Raw genomic sequence first — 24,388 nt, 5'->3', positions numbered from 1 at the left:
ACTGCCAGATCTTTGTAGACGACTGACTGACCTTTGAAGAGCATCCCACGATGACCCATCCCTCCGATAAGACCGCACCGGCGATGATCGAGCTGCCCGAGAAGACCTATTTTAAGATTGGCGAGGTCGCCAAACTGCTCGAAGTCGAACCCTACGTCCTGCGCTACTGGGAGACGGAGTTCGATACTCTGGAGCCGGAGAAGACCAAGAGCGGGCAGCGAGTCTATCAGCGCCACGACATTGAGCACTTGCTTGAGATTCGGGAGCTGCTCTACGTGGAGATGTTCACCATCGCCGGGGCGCGACGCCAGCTTGAGAGAGGTCTCAGCGCCCGTTCGGTGGCGCAGGCCGCCGGAGGTAGTGCGGCCAGTGGCGACGAAGCGCTGCTGGCCCAGCTTACGGATGCACGCCAGGAGCTGGCCCAGGCCGAACACGAGCTCCTTAAGTTTCGGGAGGCGACACAGACGGAGTTGCAAGAGGCCTCGGAGCTACGCGTGGCACTGGAGCAGGAGCGCGAGGCGCTCGCCGGTGAACTCGCTGAGGCGCGCTTTCGGGCTCAGACCTTGAGTGCCGACGATTCCGATGAGGTGTTGCGTTTGGAAGGCGAGGTTGCCGCGTTACGTGCCGAACTGGAGCAGGAGCGTCGCGCTCAAGAGGAGCGTGACGAGGTACGCCAGGCGGAGCGGCGCCTCGCTGAGGAACAGGTTCAGCGTCGCCGTCGTGTGCTCAGCCAGATGCGACGCGAAGTTGAGTCGCTTGCCGTGCTGGCCGATCGAAATCGCGTGCGTCGTTAAGCCTGCGAATCCATGAGCTGACGCCCCAACCCGGGGCGTCGGCGCTCTCGTAGGACATCGAGGGGGGGAAGAAGTGCGTGGCGCTTGATGTTGCCTGCGTAAGGCGCCGGTGTGTGCCTGCTCTCTATGAAAAGAATTCATAGTGGGGACAACGAGCCTCAGGAGGTTGAGGCAGGTGGAGTAGCAGACCCCCGATTGGCAAAAGGGTGCTCCGATGCTTCGTTGCGATACTCCGGGCTGGAAAGAGACGCTAAAGGCCAGATCTGGCTAGCGAATTCGCTTCCGGATTTCAATGCCTGATGTTGGTACGGGATGTGCATCATGAGTAGGGCGCTGCCTCGGCCTCGGAGCAGCGCTTAACCGAGTCTGTCGAACGCCAGGGCTGATATCATGACCAATCTCGAGCAGGCCACCAAAGCGAAGCGTGGGGAGACGATGACGACCGAACCCAAAGACGATTTCATCGGGAAACGCCGTCAGAAGCGTACCGAGCGCCAGCGCACCCAGAGTGCCGATGACTTTCGAGAACTCGACCCGGTCAAGATGTATCTGCGGGGTATCGGACAGGTAAGTTTGCTCACCCGTGAGGGGGAGGTTGCGGTGGCCAAAGAGATCGAGGCCGGTCGCGACATCATCTTCGAGGTGCTGGTAAATACTCCGGCCGCCATCGAGATGATCCTGGCGATTCCCGAACGCCTGCGTGCCGGTACCGGCCGTGCGCGGGAGATCTTTGATGAGTATGAACCCGGGGGCGAAGATAGTGATGCGCCGGTGGCCCCGGAGGTCTTTGAGCGCTTTGATCGGTTAAGGCGGACGTATCAGGCCCTGGCGCGAAAGGAAGCGGCGCTGCAAAAGGCTAGGGAGGAGCAGGACGACGCGGTGATCGAGAAGGCCGTCAAGGCTCGTGAGCGCGCGCACCTGCGCATGATCCAGGCCGTGGAGGGGTGTTTGCTCTCCCAGCGCTTCATTCATGAGTTAGTGGATAATTTTAAGTCGGCGGTCGACAACATCGATCGGTGCGAGCGGCGAATTCACCGGTACGCGCAGCGAGCCGGTGTACGTCGGGAACGTATGGATGCCTGGCGGGAACTCTATAAAAGAGGGGAGCGTCCGGACTTTGAGAAAGAGCGCATCCACGATGCGATCGCGGTAGAGATGGATCAGGCGCTTGCGCAATCAGTGGCGATCATCGAGGGCATTGAGCGCGAACTGGGGATGGATCAGCTCCGATTGCGTACGATGGTTCGGGAAATTGAGCGTGGCGAGCGCCGCGCGGAACGCGCCAAAAGCGAGATGATCCGGGCCAACCTGCGCCTGGTCGTTTCGATCGCCAAAAAGTATGTCAACCGTGGGATGCACTTTCTGGATCTGATCCAGGAGGGCAATATCGGTTTGATGCGGGCGGTCGAGAAGTTTGAGTATCAGCGCGGTCATAAGTTCTCGACCTACGCAACCTGGTGGATTCGCCAGGCGATCACACGGGCCATTGCGGATCAGGCCCGGACCATTCGGATTCCGGTGCACTTGATTGAGACGATCAACCGTATCATCCGTACGTCTCGTCAACTGGAGCAAGAACTCGGGAGGGAGCCGGAGGCCGAAGCGATCGCCGAGAAGCTGGACATGTCGGTGGAGGCGGTGCGTCGGGCGATTAAGATCTCGCGTCACCCGGTAAGTCTGGAGACGCCGGTAGGTGATGATGAGGACAGTCAGCTGAGCGACTTCATCGAGGATATCAACTCCCCCAGTCCGATGGATGAGGCCGAAACGCATAACCTGCGTGAGCAGACCCTGGAGCTCTTGGCCACGCTGACGCCGCGTGAAGAGAAGATTCTGCGCATGCGCTTTGGGATCGGTGAGAAAAGCGACCACACCCTGGAAGAGGTCGGTCAGGACTTCAACCTGACCCGTGAGCGCATTCGCCAGATCGAGGCCAAGGCGCTGGAGAAGTTGCGTGGCCCCAATCGAGCCGATGCGCTCAAGCCTTTCCACGAGGGGTAGGTCGGTTTTTTTGACACCTGTGTGGGCTCTGTAACACTCGGGCCTGGCTCCCAGGGAAGGGAGCCGGGTTCACGTGTACCAGGGAGGGTGTCATGACCAGCCAAATCCGCCGTTCACCAGGGGCGGCGTGTGCGCAGCCGCAGGCAACACTGAGCTATGGTCAGCAGTTTGGGCCGTACATCATCACAGGTTTTGCCGGTAGCGGGGCGACCAGCTACGTCTACAAAGCGCGCCGCCGCGATCGCTACGAGCCGGTGGCAATTAAAGTTCTGCATCCTCACCTTGTTGCGGATCCGACCAAGCGCCTGAAGTTTTATCAGGAGGCGCGGATCATGATGCGGATGCAACATCCCAATGTGGCGCGTTTCCTCGAAATTATCGAAGAGGACGACACGCTGGCGTTTGTGATGGAGTACATCGATGGGGTGACGCTAGAGCGCTTTCGTTCGCTGCATAGCGAGTATCTCGATGAGGCTACTCTGGGTTGTATCTTTGTGGATGTACTCCGAGGTCTCACCGCCGCTCATCGCCAGGGAGTGGTGCATCGTGACATGAAACCTGCCAACGTCATGATTACCCAGATTGAGGGGCGCTATACTTCGAAAATTATCGATTTTGGCGTGGCGCGATTTCTTGACGAGCCCCTCAGCGAAACCGAACGCAATAAAATCGTGGGCACCGCGGCCTACATCTCGCCGGAGGAGGTTGTGGACCCCGATGGTGTGTGTCTTGCCAGCGATCTTTATAGTCTGGGGGTGATGCTCTACGAAGCCGCCTGCGGGCAGCGACCTTTTGAGGGCCTGGAAGTGCGAGAGCTTATGGACGCTCACGCTCGGCGTGCGCCGCAGCGGCCGCGCCAGGTCAATCCGGGACTTTCCGGGGGCTTTGAAGCGGTAATTATGCGCACGCTTGAGAAGCAGCCGGATTCGCGCTTCGGGTCTGCTGCCGAGATGATCGGCGCGATTGAACGCGCGCTCCAGGGCGCATATCAGTTGGCAGAGACGCCGCTGCCCACACTCGAAAACGAGGTAACGGCGGAGTGGTCGCGCGCCGTTCAGGAGGTCGAGATTCAGGCGAGGCGCCGGGGCATCGGAGCCTGGTTGCGCCGGTGCGTGGAGGCCGCGGTTTCGAAGATGGGGTCAGAGGCATCACGGGCCGAGCCCGAGCATTTTGCTCAGCGTCCGGCAGACGCGCTGATGCCCTTTCGCTGAGCCTGTATGACGCTCTGCGACATGTTCTTGACACAACTAGGCATATTCGTAAGCTGGTCTGCACGCTTCTGGCGAGCTTTAGGATCTGGCCCGGGTGCGCTGCCCGTAATCAACATTAGGTTGTCGCTTCGTATTTCCGTAGATCCCCGGCTCTGACTAAGAATGACGTGTAGGCCATGCTCTCCTTGGTGGAGGGCTGAGCCCTTGTGCCTGCATTGATGTGCTTCCCTGAAAGCGCACGTCGCGACTGGCGAGACAGGCACGCAACGCAACCCGTTTTGGTTTGAGGAGAGAGTGGTAATGATGACGAGCAAAAAGAACATGTTGCGCAGCGGTATTTTGGCCGGTCTGGCCACGGTGCTCATGGCGTTTGGCGTGGGATGTGGTGAAGGCGAGCAGGAAAGCAAGTGCGGTGAAAACGAAGCCTACCTGCTGATCGGCGAGGGGCCGGCGCAGTGCTACACCAAGTGTTCGGTGGGCGAGGACGGCGTTGACCCCTGCGGTGAAGGGCTGGAGTGCCGTGGGTCGGGTGACACCGCGGTGTGCCGTGAAGCGACCGATACGAATCCGGATCCGGATCCCGATCCCGATCCCGGCGCCTGTGAAGCCGAAACGGCCTGCACCTCTTACTGCGAAGCGTTGTACGGCGCGTGCATTGATGAGCAGTGCGATCCGAATGGTACGGTGACAGTTGCGCTTGAGGATGGTTCGAATCAGACCATCACGGTCAGCGAGTTTGAAATTGAACTGTGCATGAATGGTCTCTCGCAGCAGGACCCGGACACCGGGGAAGTTGTCGAGTACGTGCCTTCGTGCGTGGCTCGCGCCGCCAACGAAGTGGCCTGTGAGCAGATCGAAGCTCAGGCCGAGCAGATCGCCGGTCAGGGCTGTGGTAACGATGTCGGTGGCAAGATGTTCGTGTGCACCGAACTCAACAGCTATCTCTTCAACTTCGGTAGTGAGGTGTTCGACCAGTGTGGTTGCGAGGTCAACCCGATTTCGGAAGCCTGTGCGACGGACGAAGACTGCTCGACCGAGGCCTATACCGGTCAGTGTATCTCGGAGTTCGAGGGAACGACCTTCCCCGAGGGAATGTGCGTTGCTAGCTGCCTTCCGGGTGAGCCGGGTACGCTTCGATACGATCGTCTGTGCGGCGGCGACACCGGCATTTGCTTCACCGACCCGGCAAATACCCAGGCGGGCATCTGCATGCGCTCCTGCTCCGACGTGGCGGAGTGCCCGCGTGGCGTTGATGAGGGCTACGGCTGCCTGCCCACGCTGACCTACCCGGGAGGGGATGCTATCGGCTCATGCACCCTCGCGGAGTGTACTCCGGAGAACGCCGATACCGCGTGTGAGGAAGGGCAGGTTTGTCACACCAATGGTTTCTGTGTGAACAGCTGTGAAAACGACGACCAGTGCGAAACGGATCAGATCTGCAATACCGATACCGGCAGCTGCGATGCGAAGTGGGTCAACATCTTTGAGTAAGCTGCAGTAGGGTACCGTGCGGATAAAGGTGTAGGCCTCTATTCGCACAAAGCCTGAAAACGCCTCCCCTTTTTGGGGAGGCGTTTTTTTTTTGCCCGGGGACGCAAAACGCCGCGCTTGAACTCGACAATAGAGGGAGAGCCAGAACGCGTGGTGCGTTCGGCGAGGGATGCTTATGGCGAGGGGCAGGGCGATGGTGGATCTGGAGCGGTGGCTAAAGCGCTACAGCGATGTGTTTCTGGCGGGATTGGTGGTGGGGATCATCGGGATGATGATCGTGCCGCTGCCCACGCTGGTGCTCGATCTCTTGCTGGCGTTGAATATCTCGTTGGCGGTGACGCTCTTGATGGTGAGTCTGTACATCCCGAGCGCGTTGAAGATTGCATCCTTTCCTTCCATCCTGCTGATCACCACGCTCTTTCGCCTGGCGCTCAACGTCTCATCGACGCGCCTGATTTTGCTGAACGCGGATGCCGGGGAGGTGATCGCGGCGTTCGGGGAGTTTGTTGTACAGGGGAACTTTGTGGTGGGCGCGGTGATCTTTTTGATTCTGACGCTGATTCAGTTCCTGGTGATTGCCAAAGGTTCGGAGCGGGTTTCGGAGGTGGCGGCGCGTTTTACGCTGGATGCGATGCCGGGCAAGCAGATGTCGATCGATGCGGACCTGCGTGCCGGGGCGTTTGATCTGGATGAAGCCCGACGGCGGCGCTCGTTGGTGCAGCGCGAGAGCCAGCTCTACGGGGCGATGGACGGCGCGATGAAGTTTGTGAAGGGGGATGCGATTGCCGGGATCATTATGACGGCGATCAACATTGTTGCCGGTATGATCATTGGCGTGATGCAGCTGGATATGAGCGCCGGTGATGCGGCTCAGGTGTACACATTGCTGACGATCGGTGATGGGTTGGTCAGTCAGATTCCGGCGCTTTTGATCGCGACGACGGCCGGTATCATCGTTACTCGGGTGGCCAGCGAGGATGAGGGCTCTCACCTGGGGGGGGACATCTTCTCGCAGCTGTTGGATCAGCCTAAGGCGCTGGCCATTGCGGCGGCTTTGTTGTTAGGGCTTGCCTTGATTCCCGGGCTGCCTGTGGTGCCCTTCCTGGCTCTGGGGCTTGGGGCCGGTACGATTGCCTACGCACTTCAGCGAGCCAGAGCGGGGAGCGGTGGCTTAAGTGAGCAGGAGGCTCGGGATGTGGAGTCGATCGAGGCTCAGGCATCTCAAGGCGCACGACAGGCGCGGGCGATGGTACCGGCGGTGGCCCCCTTGACGGTCGAATTGGGCGCGGCGCTGACCAGTGCGATGGGGGAGGAGCGGGAGCGTTGGCTTCAGGAGATGATCCCCGCGATGCGGGAAGGGGTCTTCTTTGAGACGGGGGTCAAGGTGCCCGGTGTTCGGGTGCGCAGTAGCGGAGGGAGTGGCAACGAGCTACGGGTCTTGCTTGATGAGGTGCCGGTTGCTCGTACATCCATGCCGCTTGAAGACGTGATGGTCGGCGATGACCCGGAGGGGGTTGCTGTCTTCGGGGTGGAAGCTCGGGAGGCAGTCCACCCGGTGACGGGCCAACCGGCGTGCTGGGTGCCGGCGGCTGAGCGTACGCGTCTGGAGGAGGCCGGCTATCAGGTATGGGACCTGGCAGATTACGTGCTGCTAAAGATGACTGCCGAGATCAAGGAGCATGCACATCGTTTTGTGACGTTGCAGAGCGTCCGGGGCATGCTCGATCAACTCGAAGGGCCCTATCCGGCGTTGGTCGCCGAGGTTGTGCCTCGCCAGCTCGGCTTGCAGGAACTGACCGAGATCTTGAAGCGCCTGGCCGAGGAGGGGATTTCACTGCGCAACTTGCCGACCATTCTGGAGGTTCTGGCTGATCGTGCGCGTGCGGAGAAGAATCCGGTGAAGTTGACCGAGGACGTGCGGACGGGACTCAGCCCATACATCACCCATAAATACTCGGGCGGAGAGGGTAGCGTCCTTGTGTACGTGGTGGATCGGGAGATCGAGGAGATCATTCACAGCGCGATTCGGATTGGGGAGCGCGGAAGCTTTCTGACCCTGGCTCCCGAGGAGATTCAGGAGATCCAGGCGGCGGTACGTGCCCGGGTCAAGGGTGAGGTGGCGGGAGCTAGGGCGCCCATCTTGCTGACCGACCAGCGGGTACGGCGCTACATCAAGCGCCTGGTATCGATGGAGATCCCCAACGCGGTGGTACTTGCCTACCAGGAGCTGGACCCGGCGTTGACGATTCAGCCGCTGGGCCGCATTGAGATTTCGCGTTATTGAGCCTCGGGGACGTCTGTACTGGCATTGACCTGGAGCGTGGGTGGGGCGGCGATGAGCTCTTCAAGCCCGGAGCCCTCGCCCAGAGTGTCCTGGATAGTCCGGGTGATATTATGGAGCGTGAGGTCTTCGTTGATCTGGCGGCCGTAGGATTCGCGATGCATGCGGTTAAACCACATGGTGTGACCGGTGTGGATATCGACGAGTTTGGCCTGGAAGTGGCTTACGACACAGGGGCGCGGGTAGCCGGCGGGAGTATCAGCCGTCGCGGAGGTTCGGGCATACGGGGTAAAGGCGTCGGGAGCTTGTCTGCAAGTGCCGCGGCTGTGGTAGACGATTTGACCAATGAGCAGGGTATCGGTGGGCAGGGCCTCTTGTCTGGCCAGGGTGCGCAGGGTGAGTACCTCGACGCCGGGAGTTTGTCCGTCGTTGGAGGGTTCGAAATAGGAGGTCAGTGCGGAGCGTAAGAGCACGCCTTCCTCGAAGATCTCTCGGAGCTCGTGGTGACTGAGGTGATGTTGAAGGGCTTCGGGTTCCATGACTTCAAAGCCCATTTTCTGGAGCCAGGCGATGGCCTGCGCCTGGTAGGTCAGACGAAGGAGTTCGAATTCGTCGTCGCCAAGCCCAAATGTGCCGACTGCGTAGAAGGGGACCACCGCAACGCTACGCACCCGGGCGCTTCGGTAGTCGTGACGAACTCCCACATCGGGGGTGCTGGCGCAGGCCAGCGTAAGTAGGGCGAGCGAGAAAAGAAGCAGGAGTTTACGGGTGAGCATCATCGGGCTTCTCCCCTGAGACGATTGGGCGGGTCGGATAAGTTGAGCCTCCGAAAGGTAGCACGCCGTGTGATGCTCGCAATGGGACTTGTGAACGCCGCAATATTGGGGGGGATCGCGAGGTTGTGGGGCGTCGCCAGGTTGCGTGAGCGCTGCTTCCTTGTTAAAAAAACGGGCTTGATTCAGAGCCCAATCCGCTGTGAGAGACGAGGGAGCCGCTGGTGATCATCTGTAAGAGCTGTGGTCGGGAGAACGAGGACGAGTTTAAGTTCTGTCTGGGGTGCGGTTCGGCGTTGGAAGCGCCAAAGCCCGAGCCCAAGGTGGAGTCCGTTGACTGTCCGCACTGTGGAGCAATGGTTCCCGGAGGCTTTAAGTTTTGCGGGGCTTGTGGAGGCTCGCTTCATCAGCAGGTTAAGACGCCTTCGGCAGGAGATGCGCTGGTTGGTGAGACCATGCACACGGGGGGGCCGCGCCCCTCAAGTGCCGAAATTGAAGAGAGTCCGCGCCGGCTGGGGGAGCTGACTGTGATTCGTCCGGATGGGTCTGAGGGGGCCCGGATTGAACTGACGACCAGCGGGGTCATGCTGGGCCGTAAAAACGAGCATGAGGTGCTGGCTAATGACCCCTTCCTCTCACCGGAGCATGCATCGGTGAGTTATGAGAGCGGGCGCGTGATCTTGCGCGATCTGGACAGCATTAACGGGGTGTTCTGGCGACTCCGTGACGATGTCGAATTGCAGAGCGGCGATTTAATTCGCGTGGGGCAGGAGCTGCTGCGCTTTGACCGAGCGGAGGATGTGGCTGCGCTGCCGACCGAGGCGAAGCATGGCGATCCGGAGGTCGAGCGTCAGGGGAGTCCTGAACGGGGCGTCTGGGGAAGGCTTGCCCTGATTGGAGGGCCGGATGTGGAGACTCGGGCTTTTGAAGTGCACACCAGTGAGGTGACGCTGGGGCGTGAGGTTGGCACGATCCTTTTCCGAGACGACGGCTTCGTTTCGGGGAAGCACGCGCGCATATATAAGGATCAGGAGCGTGTCTATCTGCGCGACCTGGGGAGTAGCAACGGCACGTACATTAAGGTTCGTGGGGAGCGCCAGCTGTCCAACGGAGATTTGATTTTGATGGGGCAGCAGCTCTTCCGTCTGCAGATCGGTTGAGCGAAAAGCGCGCCGCCCTCCTTGCGGAGGGGCGGCGTCTGGCGAACGCTACTAGGGCGAGCTCGGCGCAATTTGCGTCGGGCTCGTTGCGCTCTGGGTGAGTGTGAGCATCGCGTGGCGGTGCAAAAACTTCTCGATCGCCTCGTTGACCAGTTCGGGCATCTCCAGGGGGGCAACGTGGGTCCCTTCGGGCACGACAACGAGTTTACTGTTGGGCAGCATCTCCGCCATCTCCACGGATCGAAACATCGGCGTGAAGGTGTCGTTTTCGCCAGCGATGACCAGAGTCGGTGCCGTGATTTCGGCCAGGAGTTCTTCCGCAGAATGGAGGGAAAGCGCCGAGAGCAGGGAGAGGAAGAAGTGCAGGTCCATGCGTGAGGCGTGTTCGAGGTAGGGCAAAAAGTCCTGCTGGCGCAGGAGCTGGCCGTTGACCTCGGCGGATTGTACCGCAACCTTGTACCAGATCTGGCGTGGGAGTAGCGTCTCCCAGGTTTTCTGGATGGCCAGGGGCGCGGAATCTACGGCGCGGCGCAGGTAGGGGAGAATTCGGCGCATCAAGTCGGATCCGTGGAAGGTATCCAGGGGGTGCTTGTAGCTGCCACAGATAGGGATAAGTGCGCGCACCCGCTCCTGACGGGCCTCACAGAAGTTGAGGATGACCTGCACCCCCATGGAGTGGCCGGCGAGGATGGCCTGATCAATGTCGAGGGCGTCGAGGACCAGGGCGAGGTCGTCGCACATCTGGTCCAGGCTGATCGATTCGGGATCTTCGGGGACACCGCTTGCCCCGTGGCCCCGGTAGTGCCAGCGGACGATTGTGAAGTCGTCGATGAAACGGTCGATGACGTAGGGCCAGATGAAGCCGTCACAGGCCAGTCCGTCACAGAGCACGAGCGCCGGGCCGCGGCCCACGGTTCCGTACCAGATCTTGGTGCCGTCGGGGGCGGTCAGGTAATGGCTGCGTTCCAAGGCTTAAGATCCTGTGAGTTCGTCGAGGGTAAAGAGTGCATGGAGGGTGATGCCGAGGCTGGCCAGGGCTTCGCGTCCGCCGGCCTGGCGGTCGACGACCGCCAGCGCGTGGTCGACTTGAAAGCCGGCCTGGCGTAGCGCTTCGATGGCCTGGATGGTGGAAGCGCCGGAGGTCACTACATCATCGACCGCCACCACCGGGGAGCCCGCTGGCAGGGTGGGCGGCGACTCCAGGTAACGCTCGGTGCCGTGAGACTTGGGTGCTTTGCGCACGATGATCGCATCAAGCGTGTGACCGCGTTGATGGGCAGCGATGGAGGTCGCCGTGACCAGAGGATCGGCCCCCAGGGTCAACCCGCCGATTGCTCGCGGGGGCGGGGTGAGCGTTTGCGAGAGTTCAAAGAGGGCCTGGCCGATGAGCCAGCCTCCCTCGCCAGTAAGCGAGGTGGCTTTGACGTCGACGTACACCGGGCTGATTTTACCGCTGGCCAGACGAAAGTGCCCGGTCCTCACCGAGTGAGCGGTGAGGAGCCGGGCAAGTGTCGCGCGCATGGGGTCGTTCATAGAAATCCCGCAGCGAGCCGCAGGCGAGAGATCAACTCTCCGCCTGGGCCTGCGCCTGCAAGAGGCGCTCAATAAGCTCAGATTTGGTGCCGCTTACCGGAAGATCGAGGAGTCGGAGCTGCTCTTTGAGTTCTTTGACGGTGTAATCTTCTTCGAACTCCAGAAACGCCTCCGGGTCGACATTGAGTTCCTCTTCGACCTGGGGCTCCTCCTCGACCTGGGGCTCCTCCTCGACCTGGAGCTCCTCTTCGGCTACCGGCTCCGTTTCCGACTCCACTTCACTGATTTCGGTGAGTTCCGTGGCTTGAACCGGCTCCATGACCGGCTCGGGTTCGGCTTCGGGCTCTTCCTCCACGACCACGGTGGTCGTGGTGGTGGTCACCGGCGCGCTGGCCGCAGCGGTGCTGGTCGGAGGTGCCGGGCTGCTGATAACCGGAGCACGGGTAGGGCGCGAGACGGTGCTTGTGGAGGTGCGCGCGCTGGCCTGTGCGACAGGCATGGGCCGGGCGGTGCGGGCCGGGGTTCGCGAGGCGGTGGGGACTTCGGCGTCGACGCCGATGTTGATTTCCCCGCGAAGCTGGGCGCCATCGGCCATCTCGATGAGCGGAGCCAGAATATTGGCCACGGCCCGGGCCGTGGCGCGGAGGATCACGCGCTCCTCGGCGGAGACCTCGCCGTCGACGACGCCCTCAATGATGACCTGGCGGGCGCGCACCGTGCCGGTAACCACGCCACCGGGGGCGACGGTCAACGTCTCGGTCAACTCAATGGTCCCGTCGACGCGTCCTTCCACGGCCACGTCGGTCTCGCCACTGATGCGCCCGGAGATCTGCGTCTGGGCGCCGATGATGGTGGGGTCGGCCATAGTTTATTCCACGTCCATGTCGATGTGGCCTTTGAACCCGGCGCCGTCGGCGATCAGGATGCGAGGGGCTTTGATATCGCCGACCATCTTGCCGACCGCGGCGATTTCCACGCGTTCGGTGGCGACGATGTTGCCGGTGACCTGCCCGCTGACGGCGATCTGCGGAGTTTCCACGTCGGCTTCGACCACGCCGTTTTCGGCGACGGTGACCAGGGCGTCGACCGCAATGCGGCCTTTGACGGTGCCTTCAATGGTGATCGGGGCGTCGCCCGAGATTTCGCCATCGATGGTGATGTTGGGTCCGATAAGCGTATCCGCCATGATGTGCTCCTACTGCTTAGTTCGATACGAAGATGGGAGAGGGGAAGGTCAGATCTGGACATCCATATCGATGTTGCCCTTAAAGCGGGCGCCTTCCTGGATGATGACGCGCGGCGCGCGCAGGTTGCCGGTCACCAGGCAACCTTCCAGCAGTTCAATCACATCGTGGGCGACCACCTCGCCATTGACCTCGCCGCGGATGGCGATGGACTGGACGTCGATGTCAGCAACGACTTTGCCGCCTTCTTCGACAGTCAGGCGGCTGGAGAGGGCGACGTTACCTTCGATGGATCCGAAGACGACGACTTCGTCGTCGCCGGAGAGGCGGCCATTGATGGCAACGCCCGGTCCGATGGTGCAGCTCGTCGGGGCCATGGGGGGACTTCTCCAAGATAGAATTCAATCGTCAGTGGACTACATCAGACGCCAGGAGTGCGGTGTGACAAGAGGGACGTCTGACCAAGGCGCTTGGTTCTAACATCGAAGTTTCACCCCTTCAAGATGACTCTCTCCCCAGGGGGGAAGTCGGGGGCGCGGGCGTCTCGGTTGTGTTGCGTCGTGTGAACCACGGGTTATGATGGGCAAGCACTTTCCCCAAATGAGTAATGGCCTGAGAGCGTGAGATGGCGCCCGAGGTGTTCGGTGTGCGCGGTCGACGTTCCGACGATGCGGAGGCTCCATGAAGTGGCGAGCGGTACCAGCAGTGCTGGCGACGGTGGTAGTGGGGGCGTGTGCCCCGGACATTCCTGAGCGAGATGCCCCCGAGGATCGGGTGCAGGCGATCTTTGACCCGGCGACGGCCACGATTCCTTTGCCCAACGATGCCGCTCTTCAGGAGGGAAGACTGCCGACGTTGGAAGGCACCGGAGAGGCCAGCGCGCAGGGCTCGTTTGGAACCTATCTTACGGAGCTTTCGGGGTGGATGCCCTCGACGCCGATTGAGATTCCCTTTAGCGGAGCGCTCAACACGGAGACGCTCACCGATGAGAACGTGCTTTTTTATCGTTTCGACGGTGGGTTGGAGCCCCTGGCGGTGGCGTCGGTGGAGGCGTTGGAGGCCAGCGGTGAGGGACCGGTGGTGGTGCGCGTGACGCCGGCCGAGCCGGTGGTGCGTGGTGAGCGCTATGCGGTGATTGTGACCAAGGGCGTCGAAGGGGCTAATGGCGCGTCGGTCATTGAGCCGCTCCCGATCTTCTATGCGGCGTCCAAGACGCCGCTGGTCGATGCGGATGGCGAGCCGACTCTGGATGTGCTCGTTGACCCGGAGAATCCCGGGCAGGCTTTGCAGCTTGAGGGGCTTCGTCAGCTGCTGGCGCCCTTGTTTGAGTCTGCGGAAGGGCAGGGCATTGCCCGTGAGCAGATCGCGATGGCGTTTAGCTGGACGGTGTCCTCGGATTCGGTTGCGCTCTTCGACCCGGTGAGTGCGCAGGTGCCGCTTCCCAACGACGCGGCGCTCGACCCGGATGGGAGCTTCCCGGACTCGGCGGGCTGTTTTGTGGATGCACAGACGGCCAATGGCGAGCTGGATCGCTATCTGGCGGGGCTTTCCGGGTGGCCGGCGTCTACGCCGATCACGTTGCCCTTGAGCAAGGCCATCGACCCGGCGGATATCGGCGAGGACGATGTTCAGCTCTGGCGCGTGGGTGACGGTGGCGTGCTGGTGCGGGTGGAAGACGTGAGTGTGACGTATGTCGATGAGCTCAGCGATCGCTGCACCGGGGAGACCGGGCCGGGGTACGCGTTGGTGCTTACGCCGTCGGAGCCGATGCAGGATCGGGAGCGCTACTTTGCGTTTGCCACACGCAGCATCGGTGGTGAGGCCGGGCTCTTGCCGGATCTGCCGATGTTTATGGCGATGCAGCCCTATCCGCTGGTTGATGCTTCGGGCAGCTCGTTGGTGGGCTCGTTGAGCGACGAGCAGGCGCAGGCGATTGCCGGCATCAAGCAGTCGATCGCTCCGATGATGGCACATCTGGAGGGCGAGCTGGGGCTGACCTACGAGGAACTCGCCGCGGTCTGGGGGTGGGGCACCTGGGATGACACCTTTGTGGTGTTTGATCCGAACTCGGGCTCGATTGCGTTTCCCAGTGCGTTTTTGGTGAATTCGGAGAGTGGACAGATCGAGCTTCCGGTGCCCGAAGGGGCCGACGCGCTGACGACGGCGATCATCGGGGTGCTCAATCAGCGGCGAGGGTTTTCGACGACGGCGCCGGGGTGGATTCCGGTCGATGGTCAGGTGGATGAGTCGACGATCGATGCGGAGTCGGTGGTGATGGCGTCGGTGCGGGGCTTTGCGCCGCGGGTGTTGCCGGCCGACGAGTATGCGCTGAGCTACGATCCGCAGTGGGGGCACCTGGTGGTGGAGCCTCAGGTCCCGCTGGCCGAGGAGTTGCAGCATGCCGGCATCGTGACCACCGCGATGCTCGGGGCCAATGGTCGCCCGGTGCAGCCGACGGCGGTGTTTGCGCTGCTGCGCAGTCCCTATCCGCTGGTGGATGCGGAGGGGACGAGCCTGGTCTATCTGCTGGACGATGCGACGGCCGGGGCGCTGGAAGTCGCCAGAAGCGCGTATGCGCGGCTCTTCTTGTTGGCCGGGGCGTTGCCGGGAGGCGGCATTGATCGCAGTGAGATTGCAACGGCCTGGGCCTTTGTGACCGAGGACCCCGTGGCAGAGCTTCAGGAGTCGCGGGCGGTGGCCATGGCGCTGCTGGATGCGCGCGCTTCGGTGGAAGCGGTGCGTGCCTGTGATAGCGGGCCTAACTGTGTGAACGACGCCTTCTTTATTGAGCTTGAGTCGGAGAGTTTACCGCACCCGACTTCGGCGGGAACGGTGGTGGACGTGTCGAATCTGGAGGCGATTTACGCCGGCGGGGAGTTTGACTCGGTGGTTCAGGTGGATGCGGTGGGCACGGTCATCGATCCGCCGGCGGGGACGGCGCGGGTGGGGGTGTCGGTCTTTTTGCCCCGGGCGGTGCAGGACGCCGGGGAGTGCCAGGCTCCTTTTGATGTGGTGATTGCTCAGCACGGGCTCGGAGGAAACCGCTGGAGCGGTGGGTTGATGGTGGCCAATGATGTGGCAGCGTACCCGAGTTGTAAGGCCACGGTGGCAATCGATCTTCCGCTGCATGGGGGGCGCGCCTCGGCGGCCACGACCTTGCATCCCGATGAGGCGGTGAGTGGGTCCGGGGCAGGCTTTTTGGGTGCCGATCTGCTTACCAGCAAGGTGAACTTCGCACAGGCTTCGCTCGATCTCTTTGTGCTGGCACGAATCATTGCCGGTGACGGGGTGACCAGCGGGTTGGAGGCGCTCTTTGCTGATACGCCCTATGGCGGGGAGGCGCTCTTTGGGTTTGATGTGGGCTTTGTCGGGCAGAGTCTCGGCGGAATTGTGGGCGTGCCTTTTGTGACACTGGAGCCCACGGTGGACACTGCGACGTTTAGTGCGGCGGGCGGTCGACTGACCTGGATTTTGGAAGGGGATGACCAGGGCCCTTCGACGATCGGCGGGCCGATCCTTGATGCGCTGGCGACGCTGGGGGCGGTGCCGGGAACCTTTGAGTTCATCCGCACGATGGCCCTGGTGCAGTGGACGGCCGATGTCGTCGATCCCGTTGCATTTGCCCCCTTCACGGTGGCGCGTCCGCGGGCCAATCTGGCCTATGACCTGGATAGCGAGACCTTTGGTCCGGTGACGGGCGAGCTGTGTGCGGCCGACGATGAGTGTCCGAGTGGCTGGCAGTGCGAGTCGGTGAGCTCGGATGTGGATCGCTGCGTGGAGTACCTGCCGGAGAATCAGGTGCTGGTGCAGATGGCTCAGGGGGATCGCACGGTGGTCAACCGCGCGACGCAGGCGCTGGCGCGCGCACTGGGAGTGAGTCTGGAAGAGACGACCTTTGAGGGCGCGCCGCACTCCTTTTTGTCGACGCTTAATCCGGAGAGACCGGGCTATGCGGCCGGGCAGTGTGCTCGGGCACAGGTGGCGGCCTGGCTGGCCAGCGGCATGAGCGGGGTGGCCGAGCTTCCGGCGTCCCTGAGTGCGGCGACGTGCCTGGGCCAGTGAGTCTACGGCTTTGAGATGATGTGACAGCGATGCGCTTTTGAGGAGAGTCTACGATGAAGAATCGATGTGTGCAGCAGGGCCTGCGCGGTCTGGGCGCGGTGGTCGCGCTCGGTGCCCTCGGGTTGTGGAGCGGGTCTGTGGAGGCGGCCGGCTTTGCGAACACCGCCCAAAGTGGCACGGCTACAGGCATGGCCGGGGTGGCAACCGCCAATGCCGATGAGCCCAATGCAAACTTTTACAACCCGGCGGCGATGGTGTTTCGCGAGAAGTTCAGCGTGTATGCGGGCCCCACGTTGATCATGCCTTCGGTCAGCTATGAGGGGCAGGGAGTGGAGGAGCAGACTGAGGCCGCGCTCTTTCCGCCGCCGAACCTCGACCTGACTCTGCCCCTGGGGGAGCGCTATGCAGTGGGGCTGGGAGTGACGCTGCCCTGGGGGCTGGCGATTCGCTGGCCGGATGAATGGGTGGGGCGCGAGAACTTCCGGGCGCAGCAGTTGCAGACGGTCAATGTGAATCCCAATTTTGCCTATAAGGTGCCCGGCGTGGACCTCGGTCTGGCGGTGGGGGTGCAGGCGATGTACGCGACCCTGACCCAGGAGCGTACGGTGATCCTGCGGGATGATACCGAGGTGCCGGTGCTCCTGGGAGGTGAGGGATTTGGGGTGGGGGCGACGGCAGCGGCGTTTTACCGGCTCAATTCTCGGTGGTCGATGGGGCTGAACTATCGCAGTGCGGTGAAGCTGAACTTTGAGGGGGACGCGCACTTCGGGGAAGAGGTGGAGGGGACGCCCTTTGAGCAGCGTTTTGTCGATCAGGACATCACCACCGAGTTGACGGTGCCCCATACGGTGAATCTGGGGCTGGGGTATCAGCTCAGCCAGGCGTTATGGCTGGGACTGGACTTCAATTACATGACCTGGTCGACCTATGATCGCATTGAGGTGAACTACGAAGAGCAGAGTCCCGAGGGGGAGCCCGGAGAGTCGGATCCGCCCACGGTGATAGAGGCCAACTGGAACGACGCGCTGGCGGTGCGACTGGGAGGGCAGTACGCCATCACCGACGCGCTTACGGCGCGCGTGGGCGTGGCCTATGATCTGACACCGGTGCCCGATGAGACGGTGGGCCCCTCGCTTCCGGATAATAACCGGACGGTAGCGGCGCTGGGGCTGGGATATGAGGTCGCGGGGTTTCGAGCTGACCTGGCCTACCAGTACATTTACCTGCCCACCCGGGAGATTCGAAACGGGAGTGTGGACGGGGACTACCAGCTCAGTTCGCACCTGCTCGGGGTGAACGTGGGCTACGGGTTCTGAGGTGTATTCTCTTCGGGTGGGGGATCTCCGTTGCCCGAAGGCGGTGCATCCGAGAGCGACGGGTCCGAGGAGGGCTCGTCGCTTTCGTTCTCTGGGGGCAGGCAGCCGGAACTCAAGGGTTGGCCATCGGCGCAGGTTCCCGGGCTAAACGGACGCTCCGGGGCCAGATCGGTGTGGTGTGCAAATGGCGAGGTGCGGAGTTCCGGGCTGCGGTTCAGCGAGCGCGCCGGGGCGTTGTCGTAGATCACTTCGTCGATCACCTCGCCGGCAGCCCCCAGGAGGACGGCGCGCCCCCCGGAGTTGGCGAACTGGAAGCGGGTGTCTGCCAGACGGAAGATCGCGTCGTCGCGATCGGGGGGAGGGGCGTCGGTGGTGCTGCCGGCAAAGATGACCGCCCCGTGTCCGGGAGGCAGGCAGGTTTGAGCGAAGGTAAATCGGGGGCGGGTATCGTTAGCCACCTGGACCCCCTCCAGGTCCAGGGTATGGGGGCTGATGTTGACGAGTTCTACGAACTCGTCGTCGTGCGCGTCACGGGTTCCGTCGGCGTTGGCGTCGCCGCTCGGACCGGTGGGGACGTTGGGCAGGAGTTCGTGGATGATCAGCAGGCCGGCGGTCGCGGGCACTGCCTCGGGGCAGGGGTGTGTCGTCGGTGGGGCATCTGGTTCTGGGAGTGAGGCGTCTGCGCCAGACGGAGCCGCCGCGTCGTCGAGGGTGTGGCCGGCGTCGTCTTCTGCAAAGGGGCTGTGATTCTGGGAGGGCTCCGGCGTATCGTCGGCCCCAAGGTAGACGCAGCGGGAGAGGCGGCAGAACTGCGCCGGGGCGCAGTCGCGGGAGGTTCGACACTCCGAGGCCAGCTCCGCACCGCAGCCGGAGAGAAGTTGCGCGCTGGCCAAAAGCACCAGCAGTGAGACTCGCTGGGGGCAGTGGATGAGGCGACCCACGTGGAAATTCGCGCCTTTCATCGGGCACCTCCTTGAGCGTCACGCAGTTGCTCGGAGAACCAGCCGCCGGTCAGTGCGTCGAGGCGAGCGGTGAGCGATTGCAGTTCGATGTGCCGGGTCAGCGCCTCGTCGGGAGAGGTGGGTGGTAGGAGCATGTCGCGAAGCTGGTGGCGGCGTCGGGCGAAGTAGGCCTGGGTGACCGTGTGCAGGAGTTCATCGCGGTGTTTCCAGCGGGCGCGCACCTCGCGTTGAATCACCATCTCCTGCGGGGTGTAGACGAGCTGGCTCAGATCGAGGCTCAGGCGCAGGGAGAAGAGCGTGCGAGAGCGGGTATCGTCGTAGAGGTAGTGCTGGGCGTAGTCGCGTTGGTAGTCTCCGGCTTCATCGGCCTGGATATTTTCGCGGTACCGGTTCTGGAGGTCGTGCTGGTCGAGCCAGGCCACCTGGCCCTGGATCTGGGGCAGGAGGTTGGAGAGACGCGCGCGGCGCGTCCAGCGGTCGAGATCGGGGGCGCGGATGTTGAGGTGTGCGAGCGCGGCGGTGTGGGTCTGGGTGACCGTGGGTTCATCGTCGAAGGCCTCGGCGGCCTCTTCGATCTGGGCGCGGGTCAGGGCCAGGGCGTCGCCGGAGAAGGCTATCAGCGCGGCCATTGCGGCCCCCAGGGCCAGGAGCGCCCGCAGGGCGCGCAGCGTCCGGAGGTTGGAGCGCGTCATTGTGCACCTCCCCGGGCGGGGACGCCGGCGAGCCAGGTGCGCAGCACCTGGAGTTGCATCCAGTGGTCCAGGGCCTGGTCGGGGGCGAGCATCAGCCAGGCTGCGGGGTCATCCAGGGTGACGAGGGTGAGGCAGGCCTGGAGCAGGGCGTCTGGGCCGCTCGGGTCGCTCGGAGTGCCCGGGATGGAGGGTTGTGGAGCGGGGGCAGGCGGAGCGCCGGGGGCGTGCCAGGAGGCGCTCAGAAACCAGGCGGAGGGGCGGCGCTCCCGGGCGTGGTGGATGGCGCTTTCGGGGTGGAGGCCGCCGAAGGCGGCCATCGGGTCGCGCGCCTGAGCGTCGAATCGAGCGGTGCGTTCGGCGGCGGTGGTCACGCTGAGCGAGAGCGTGGGGAGAAGTTCGTTCCAGCGGCGCTCAACGGCCGGCCGTGGCCAGTCAAAGGTCGTCGGACAATGCGGCTCGATGGCAGCCGCAGAGGACAGCGCAATCAATGCAAGAAAATGCATGGCTCGCTCCTTGAGAGTGTCGGTCAGCCCCCCCATGTGTAGGTGGGTGTGCGACTATTATCGAAGGAACGATCCGGTGTTTGCGTGGTCGGGCGCAGGTTTTAGTGAGGGTTACTCACCAAAGCGCTCTCGGAGCGCGGCGGCGAGCTTGTGGTGAAGGCCACCGAAGGCCGCGCCGGAGAGGCCGACGATAAGGTCGCCGGGCTCGGCCTGGAGGGCGACATGAGCCACGATGGCGTCGACCTCTTCGATGAGTTCGGTGGTGGGCCCCAGCCGCCGGATGGACTCGGCGATGTCGGCGATGTCCACGCGCATCTCTTCGGGCAGGTCGTCGTCTTTTTTCCAGGGGCGGGAGAGGATCACGCGGTCAGCCAGTGCGAAGGCCGGCGGATAGTCATCCTGGAAGACGCGGCGGCGCGAGGTGTTGCTCTTGGCTTCAAAGATCGCCCAGATGCGGCGGTCGGGGAACTGGCGGCGCATCGCGCCCAGGGTAGCGCCCACGGCGGTGGGGTGATGGGCGAAGTCGTCGTAGATATCGATGCCGGCCACGTGGGCAATGTGTTCCTGGCGTCGACGCACCGACTTAAAGCGGCTCAGTGCATCGGCAACCTGTTCAAAACTGAGTCCTTCGTCCATGGCCAGGGCCGTAGCCCCCAGGGCATTGCGCACATTGAAGTCGCCGAGCATCGCCATATCGAGCTCGCCCAGCATCTTGCTGCCGGAGATGACCGTGGCCCGGGTGCGTCCCTCTTCAAAGCGCAGGTTGTCGGCGCGCAGGTCGTTGTGAGCGCCCAGGCCGAAGGTGCGGCGGACGTCTTCACGATGCGCGGAGACGGCCAGGGCGCGTGCATCGTCGCCGTTGACCCAGAGCGAGCCCTGGTCGGGGATCAGGTCGCAGAAGCGGCGAAAGACGTGTTCGATATCTTCGACGCTCTCGTAGATGTCGGCGTGGTCGAACTCCAGGTTGTTGATGGTGGCCCGGAAAGGGGCGTAGTGCCAGAACTTGGGGACTTTGTCGAAGTAGGCGGTGTCGTACTCGTCACCCTCAATGACAAAGATATCACCGTGTCCCAGGCGGTAGTTGGAGCCAAAGTTTCCGGTGATGCCACCGACCATAAAGCCCGGGTCAAGGCCCTGATCGGTGAGGATCCATGCGAGCATGCCGGTGGTGGTGGTTTTGCCGTGGGTGCCGGTGAGGACCAGGGGGCGGCGCTGCTCAAAGAAGAAGTGGCGCAGGGCTTCGGGGAGGCTCAGGTAGGGGATGTTGCGCTCGCGGGTGACCACGGCGTCGGCGTAGGTCGCGCGGCTGACATTGCCGACGATCACGACGTCGGGGTTCCAGTCGAGGTTGCTCCTGTCATAGCCACGCATGATGTCGATGCCGCGAGCTTCGAGCCAGGTGCTCATCGGCGGGTAGGCCATGGCATCGGAGCCGCGGACCTCAAAGCCCCGTTCTTTGAGCATGGCTGCCAGGCTGCCCATGGCGGTGCCGCAGATGCCGATGATGTGGATGCGTTCGATATGCTCGGGGAGCGAGGGAAAGTCGCGAGGCTTGTCGGCGGTCATGGATGCTCAGTGGCGAGGGCAGGTCAGTTGGCGAGGGACTGGCCGGTGAAGAAGCGGTCGAGATCGGTGGTGTCGTGAGGCATGCGCAGGGAGAGGCGCAGGCCCCGCTCTCGGATGGAGCCATCGACGACTTCATCGACGCGGGCGTCGATGGTCAGGGTCTGGCCGCTGGTGGGGTGGGAGACCAGGCAGTCGACGCGGGTACCGGCCGGATGAAGATCGGGGGTGCGCAGGAAGAGCTGGCCACGGGCCAGGTCGACGTCGCGGAACTTCTGGAGCACCGAGGGCGTGGGGATGCGCACGCGCACGGCGGGGCGGCGGGCGCGCTCGACCTGGGCGCGGGCTTCGGGGTTGGCTTCGTAGGCCTGGTCAATGAAGTCTCGCCAGCGCTCCGCGGTGTCTTTGCCCAGGCTAAAGAGTTGAATGCCCATGCCGGGCTGGCGACCGGTCTCGCGGGCGTCGTCTGCGCTCACGGTGTGCGCGACCAGGCCCAGCATCTGCAGCTCGTCGCCGGTGGAGGGCAGGCGCGTGCGAAAGCGGATAAGTTTGCGCAGCGGCAGGGGATCTTTGGAGACGATGAAGACCCCCTCGTAGGAGGCATCGTGGGTCTGGAAGGGGACGTCGCCATCGACGGTCTGCAAGATCACGTCGAGGCTGGCCAGAATGCGAGGGGAGCGTCGGTTGGAGGCAGAGGCCATGGTCGTCGTCCGTGGGAGGTTTACCAGCGCACGTAGTCGCCACGCTGGGTGTCATTGGACTCGGTGTTACGCGGATTGCTCGGGCGCGTGGGGGCCGGCGTGGAAGGGCGCGTGGGGGCCGGGGAGGTGCGTCGTGCGGGAGCTGGGTCTGCTACAGTTTCCGCCGGCGGATCGGGAGTCGCGGCGGGGGCAGTACGCGGTCGGGTAGGAGTGGGCGCAGGGGCCGGGAGGGGCTCGCCGGGCGCGCCTTGCGCGACGGTGGGTTGTCCGTCGTAGAGGCCAATCTTGGTCATGGCGACTTCGACGCCATCGGCCAGGGTAAACGAGAGGGTGCGGTTGGCCTCGGTGGTGGGGGTGGGCTCGAAGTTGACGTCGACATTCTCGCGGAAGAACCAGTTGGGGTCGTTTCGCAAAAAGTCGGTCACTCGTCCGCTCATGGCAAAGGCCATGATGATGCAGGCGGCCGCCGCAAAAATGCTCGTGCCCATGAACACGCGGGCCAGGCGATCGGTGGGGCGCTTGACCACGTGGAAGCGCTCTTTCTGGCTGTTTTCGCCGAGCGCGGTGAAGATCGGGATGGAGAGTGCCAGTACGCTGGCGACCCCGAGCTTGAGGGGGCCCTGGGTAAAGTCACCCAGCAGCGCACCGGTGACGATGAAGGTCAGGTAGCAGAAAAACGCCGCCAGGATACCGAGAAAGATGAGTTTGATGACGGTGAAGGCAAACGAGATCAAATGTTCATCGGGGCCCGCGGAGGCGGGCGGCTGGGGGGTGGCTGTGACGGCAGCCTGCGCGGCCGTGGCCGACTGCCGGGAGGGTTCGGGCTTCGGTGGAGCGAAGGGGCTTTCGGCGGCTTCGGGCGGCAGGGGAAGCTCAGAGGAGGGAATGCCCAGAAGGTTCTCTTCGGGGTGTTCTTCAGCCACCTGATTGCCCACGAAAGGGCTGGCGACGGCCGCAGCAGCGCTCGGGGGGCCAGGGCGGCTGCCGGGGGCGGGTTCGCTGCGGTGGCGCTCCATCCAGTTGGCGGGCTCGGGGGCCGCTTCCATCGCGGGCACCTCAATGGCGCTGACGCGACCGGAGGGGTAGGGGCCGGGGGTATGATGAGCGGTGTGGCTGGGCGTATGGGAACGCGGTCCGCTGCTATCGCGGCGTGGCACGGCATTAAACTGGCCGCTGGTCGGGTAATACCCGCCGGGAGTCGGGGCGAACCCGTGCTCTTGAGAAAGCGACATCAGGGCGTGATCGATGGCTTCGCAGAATTCCTCGGCCGAGCGAAAACGCTGCATGATGTTCTTCTGAGTGGCCGTGCGGATGAGATCCTGAAGCAAGGGATGCAGCGCCGGGAGGCTGGGCAGTCGCAGCGGCTCCGGCGTGAGTTGCTGACTGATGAGGCCCATGGTGGTGTCGCCCTGAACGGCGGGCTCACCGATGAGCATTTCATAGAGAATCAACCCCAGGCCGTAGAGGTCGCTGGCGCCGTTGAGGCTCTCTCCGCGAACCTGCTCCGGGCTCATGTAGCGCGGCGTGCCGATGAGGGCGCGCTCGCCAGCGGGCACGCCGACGGAGGTGAGGTCGTCGTTATGTTTGCCCAGCAGCCGGGCCACCCCGAAGTCGAGGACTTTGACAAAGTCAGGCTCGGTGTCGAGGTCGGTGACCATGATGTTGGCCGGCTTCAGATCGCGGTGCACGATGCCGTGGCGGTGGGCTTCGGCCAGTGAGCGGGCGATCTGGCGCGTGAGCGCGAGCGCGCGCATGGGGGATTGCGCGCCCTCGCGCCGGAGGATGTCTTTGAGGGTGTCGCCTTCCACAAACTCCAGCACCATGTAGACCACGCCTTCGAAGGTCTCTCCGTAGTCGTGAATGGTCACGGTGTTGGGATGGCGCAGCTTGCTGATGATCTTGACTTCGCGCAGGAAGCGCTCGCGGGCGCTCGGGGCCTCCGAGCCTACGCCGGGCTTGAGCACCTTGAGTGCGACGTGGCGATCCATGGCTACCTGGAAGGCCAGGTAGACCATGCCGAAGCCTCCGCGGCCCAGTTCTCGCAGGATGCGATACTTCCCTTCAAAGAGGTGGCCGGGTTCAAGGCTGTATGTGGAGTCGAAGACGACCACCGAGGTAGACTCCCTGGGGGCACAAACATATGGTGGGAACGATCAATGAA

At 63.1% G+C, this 24,388-nt stretch carries 20 protein-coding genes and 1 pseudogene; 9 read left to right on the top strand and 12 right to left on the bottom strand.

The window, feature by feature from the left end:
* Positions 1-50 precede the first annotated feature (50 nt).
* From DL240_RS04190 to sctV, 6 genes and pseudogenes are all read left to right on the top strand, one after another.
* Positions 51-794 (top strand): MerR family transcriptional regulator, encoded by a 744-nt coding sequence (locus tag DL240_RS04190; protein WP_199589730.1) that lies wholly within the window; start codon positions 51-53, stop codon positions 792-794.
* Between the two features lie 522 nt (positions 795-1,316).
* A pseudogene (locus DL240_RS20930) lies at positions 1,317-1,419 on the top strand (sigma-70 factor domain-containing protein); the annotation flags it as partial.
* A gap of 47 nt (positions 1,420-1,466) precedes the next feature.
* Positions 1,467-2,795: an RNA polymerase sigma factor RpoD gene (rpoD, locus tag DL240_RS20655; protein WP_430673502.1), complete on the top strand. Its 1,329-nt coding sequence runs from the start codon at positions 1,467-1,469 to the stop codon at positions 2,793-2,795.
* A gap of 92 nt (positions 2,796-2,887) precedes the next feature.
* Positions 2,888-4,006: a serine/threonine protein kinase gene (locus tag DL240_RS04180; protein ID WP_111728589.1), complete on the top strand. Its 1,119-nt coding sequence runs from the start codon at positions 2,888-2,890 to the stop codon at positions 4,004-4,006.
* Positions 4,007-4,306: 300 nt separating this feature from the next.
* Positions 4,307-5,497, top strand: coding sequence for a hypothetical protein (locus DL240_RS04175; RefSeq protein ID WP_111728588.1), 1,191 nt, complete (start codon positions 4,307-4,309; stop codon positions 5,495-5,497).
* 175 nt (positions 5,498-5,672) lie between these two features.
* The gene (sctV, locus tag DL240_RS04170; protein ID WP_199589729.1) at positions 5,673-7,781 is read left to right on the top strand and encodes a type III secretion system export apparatus subunit SctV; all 2,109 of its coding nucleotides are present in this window, start codon (positions 5,673-5,675) and stop codon (positions 7,779-7,781) included.
* On the opposite strand, the gene DL240_RS04165 is transcribed toward sctV, so the two are convergent.
* Complete coding sequence (locus DL240_RS04165) at positions 7,775-8,557, bottom strand: hypothetical protein (RefSeq protein ID WP_111728586.1); 783 nt, start codon at positions 8,555-8,557, stop codon at positions 7,775-7,777. The two genes, sctV and DL240_RS04165, sit on opposite strands and share 7 nt — an antisense overlap.
* A 218-nt stretch (positions 8,558-8,775) precedes the next feature.
* Here DL240_RS04165 and DL240_RS04160 point away from each other — a divergent pair, with 218 nt between their 5' ends.
* Positions 8,776-9,711, top strand: coding sequence for a double zinc ribbon and FHA domain-containing protein (locus DL240_RS04160; RefSeq protein WP_111728585.1), 936 nt, complete (start codon positions 8,776-8,778; stop codon positions 9,709-9,711).
* A gap of 51 nt (positions 9,712-9,762) precedes the next feature.
* Here DL240_RS04160 and DL240_RS04155 read toward each other — a convergent pair whose 3' ends face one another.
* The 5 genes from DL240_RS04155 to DL240_RS04135 are packed head-to-tail and all read right to left on the bottom strand — an operon-like array spanning position 9,763 to position 12,805.
* Positions 9,763-10,680 (bottom strand): alpha/beta fold hydrolase, encoded by a 918-nt coding sequence (locus DL240_RS04155; protein ID WP_111728584.1) that lies wholly within the window; start codon positions 10,678-10,680, stop codon positions 9,763-9,765.
* 3 nt (positions 10,681-10,683) lie between these two features.
* A complete protein-coding gene (gene pyrE, locus DL240_RS04150) occupies positions 10,684-11,232 on the bottom strand; it encodes an orotate phosphoribosyltransferase (RefSeq protein ID WP_158542341.1) in 549 nt (182 codons plus the stop codon).
* 43 nt (positions 11,233-11,275) lie between these two features.
* The gene (locus DL240_RS04145) at positions 11,276-12,109 is read right to left on the bottom strand and encodes a polymer-forming cytoskeletal protein (protein WP_111728582.1); all 834 of its coding nucleotides are present in this window, start codon (positions 12,107-12,109) and stop codon (positions 11,276-11,278) included.
* A gap of 3 nt (positions 12,110-12,112) precedes the next feature.
* The gene (locus tag DL240_RS04140; protein ID WP_111728581.1) at positions 12,113-12,430 is read right to left on the bottom strand and encodes a bactofilin family protein; all 318 of its coding nucleotides are present in this window, start codon (positions 12,428-12,430) and stop codon (positions 12,113-12,115) included.
* Positions 12,431-12,478: 48 nt separating this feature from the next.
* Positions 12,479-12,805, bottom strand: a complete 327-nt coding sequence (locus DL240_RS04135; RefSeq protein ID WP_111728580.1) for a bactofilin family protein — start codon at positions 12,803-12,805, stop codon at positions 12,479-12,481.
* A gap of 304 nt (positions 12,806-13,109) precedes the next feature.
* Here DL240_RS04135 and DL240_RS04130 point away from each other — a divergent pair, with 304 nt between their 5' ends.
* Together DL240_RS04130 and DL240_RS04125 are read left to right on the top strand one after the other, a co-directional pair.
* Entirely contained in the window at positions 13,110-16,490 is a 3,381-nt protein-coding gene (locus DL240_RS04130) for a hypothetical protein (RefSeq protein ID WP_146618092.1), read from the top strand.
* Between the two features lie 53 nt (positions 16,491-16,543).
* Positions 16,544-17,806: an OmpP1/FadL family transporter gene (locus DL240_RS04125; protein WP_111728578.1), complete on the top strand. Its 1,263-nt coding sequence runs from the start codon at positions 16,544-16,546 to the stop codon at positions 17,804-17,806.
* On the opposite strand, the gene DL240_RS04120 is transcribed toward DL240_RS04125, so the two are convergent.
* From DL240_RS04120 to DL240_RS04095, 6 genes are all read right to left on the bottom strand, one after another.
* Positions 17,794-18,768 (bottom strand): lamin tail domain-containing protein, encoded by a 975-nt coding sequence (locus DL240_RS04120; RefSeq protein WP_111728577.1) that lies wholly within the window; start codon positions 18,766-18,768, stop codon positions 17,794-17,796. The genes DL240_RS04125 and DL240_RS04120 overlap by 13 nt on opposite strands.
* A complete protein-coding gene (locus DL240_RS04115) occupies positions 18,765-19,460 on the bottom strand; it encodes a hypothetical protein (protein ID WP_111728576.1) in 696 nt (231 codons plus the stop codon). Before DL240_RS04115 ends, DL240_RS04120 begins: the two co-directional genes overlap by 4 nt.
* Complete coding sequence (locus tag DL240_RS04110) at positions 19,457-19,963, bottom strand: hypothetical protein (protein ID WP_111728575.1); 507 nt, start codon at positions 19,961-19,963, stop codon at positions 19,457-19,459. Before DL240_RS04110 ends, DL240_RS04115 begins: the two co-directional genes overlap by 4 nt.
* Before the next feature lie 111 nt (positions 19,964-20,074).
* Positions 20,075-21,529 carry a UDP-N-acetylmuramate:L-alanyl-gamma-D-glutamyl-meso-diaminopimelate ligase gene (mpl, locus tag DL240_RS04105; protein WP_111728574.1) on the bottom strand — a complete coding sequence of 485 codons (1,455 nt, stop codon included), beginning with the start codon at positions 21,527-21,529 and terminating at the stop codon, positions 20,075-20,077.
* Between the two features lie 23 nt (positions 21,530-21,552).
* Entirely contained in the window at positions 21,553-22,227 is a 675-nt protein-coding gene (locus tag DL240_RS04100; RefSeq protein ID WP_111728573.1) for a PilZ domain-containing protein, read from the bottom strand.
* 20 nt (positions 22,228-22,247) lie between these two features.
* Complete coding sequence (locus DL240_RS04095) at positions 22,248-24,338, bottom strand: serine/threonine protein kinase (RefSeq protein ID WP_111728572.1); 2,091 nt, start codon at positions 24,336-24,338, stop codon at positions 22,248-22,250.
* Between the last annotated feature and the right edge of the window lie 50 nt (positions 24,339-24,388).

The sequence above is a fragment of the Lujinxingia litoralis genome (assembly GCF_003260125.1).
Lineage (GTDB): Bacteria > Myxococcota_A > Bradymonadia > Bradymonadales > Bradymonadaceae > Lujinxingia > Lujinxingia litoralis.
The sequence above is the reverse complement of the archived record's forward strand: the minus strand, read 5'-3'. Positions and strand labels throughout refer to the sequence as shown.

Bases quoted from the DNA above. Each gene is read 5' to 3' on its own strand.
- DL240_RS04190 (WP_199589730.1), top strand. From the start codon at position 51: ATGACCCATCCCTCCGATAAGACCGCACCGGCGATGATCGAGCTGCCC.
- rpoD (WP_430673502.1), top strand. From the start codon at position 1,467: ATGATCCTGGCGATTCCCGAACGCCTGCGTGCCGGTACCGGCCGTGCG.
- DL240_RS04180 (WP_111728589.1), top strand. From the start codon at position 2,888: ATGACCAGCCAAATCCGCCGTTCACCAGGGGCGGCGTGTGCGCAGCCG.
- DL240_RS04175 (WP_111728588.1), top strand. From the start codon at position 4,307: ATGATGACGAGCAAAAAGAACATGTTGCGCAGCGGTATTTTGGCCGGT.
- sctV (WP_199589729.1), top strand. From the start codon at position 5,673: ATGGCGAGGGGCAGGGCGATGGTGGATCTGGAGCGGTGGCTAAAGCGC.
- DL240_RS04165 (WP_111728586.1), bottom strand. From the start codon at position 8,557: ATGATGCTCACCCGTAAACTCCTGCTTCTTTTCTCGCTCGCCCTACTT.
- pyrE (WP_158542341.1), bottom strand. From the start codon at position 11,232: ATGCGCGCGACACTTGCCCGGCTCCTCACCGCTCACTCGGTGAGGACC.
- DL240_RS04145 (WP_111728582.1), bottom strand. From the start codon at position 12,109: ATGGCCGACCCCACCATCATCGGCGCCCAGACGCAGATCTCCGGGCGC.
- DL240_RS04140 (WP_111728581.1), bottom strand. From the start codon at position 12,430: ATGGCGGATACGCTTATCGGACCCAACATCACCATCGATGGCGAAATC.
- DL240_RS04135 (WP_111728580.1), bottom strand. From the start codon at position 12,805: ATGGCCCCGACGAGCTGCACCATCGGACCGGGCGTTGCCATCAATGGC.
- DL240_RS04130 (WP_146618092.1), top strand. From the start codon at position 13,110: ATGAAGTGGCGAGCGGTACCAGCAGTGCTGGCGACGGTGGTAGTGGGG.
- DL240_RS04125 (WP_111728578.1), top strand. From the start codon at position 16,544: ATGAAGAATCGATGTGTGCAGCAGGGCCTGCGCGGTCTGGGCGCGGTG.
- DL240_RS04120 (WP_111728577.1), bottom strand. From the start codon at position 18,768: ATGAAAGGCGCGAATTTCCACGTGGGTCGCCTCATCCACTGCCCCCAG.
- DL240_RS04115 (WP_111728576.1), bottom strand. From the start codon at position 19,460: ATGACGCGCTCCAACCTCCGGACGCTGCGCGCCCTGCGGGCGCTCCTG.
- DL240_RS04110 (WP_111728575.1), bottom strand. From the start codon at position 19,963: ATGCATTTTCTTGCATTGATTGCGCTGTCCTCTGCGGCTGCCATCGAG.
- mpl (WP_111728574.1), bottom strand. From the start codon at position 21,529: ATGACCGCCGACAAGCCTCGCGACTTTCCCTCGCTCCCCGAGCATATC.
- DL240_RS04100 (WP_111728573.1), bottom strand. From the start codon at position 22,227: ATGGCCTCTGCCTCCAACCGACGCTCCCCTCGCATTCTGGCCAGCCTC.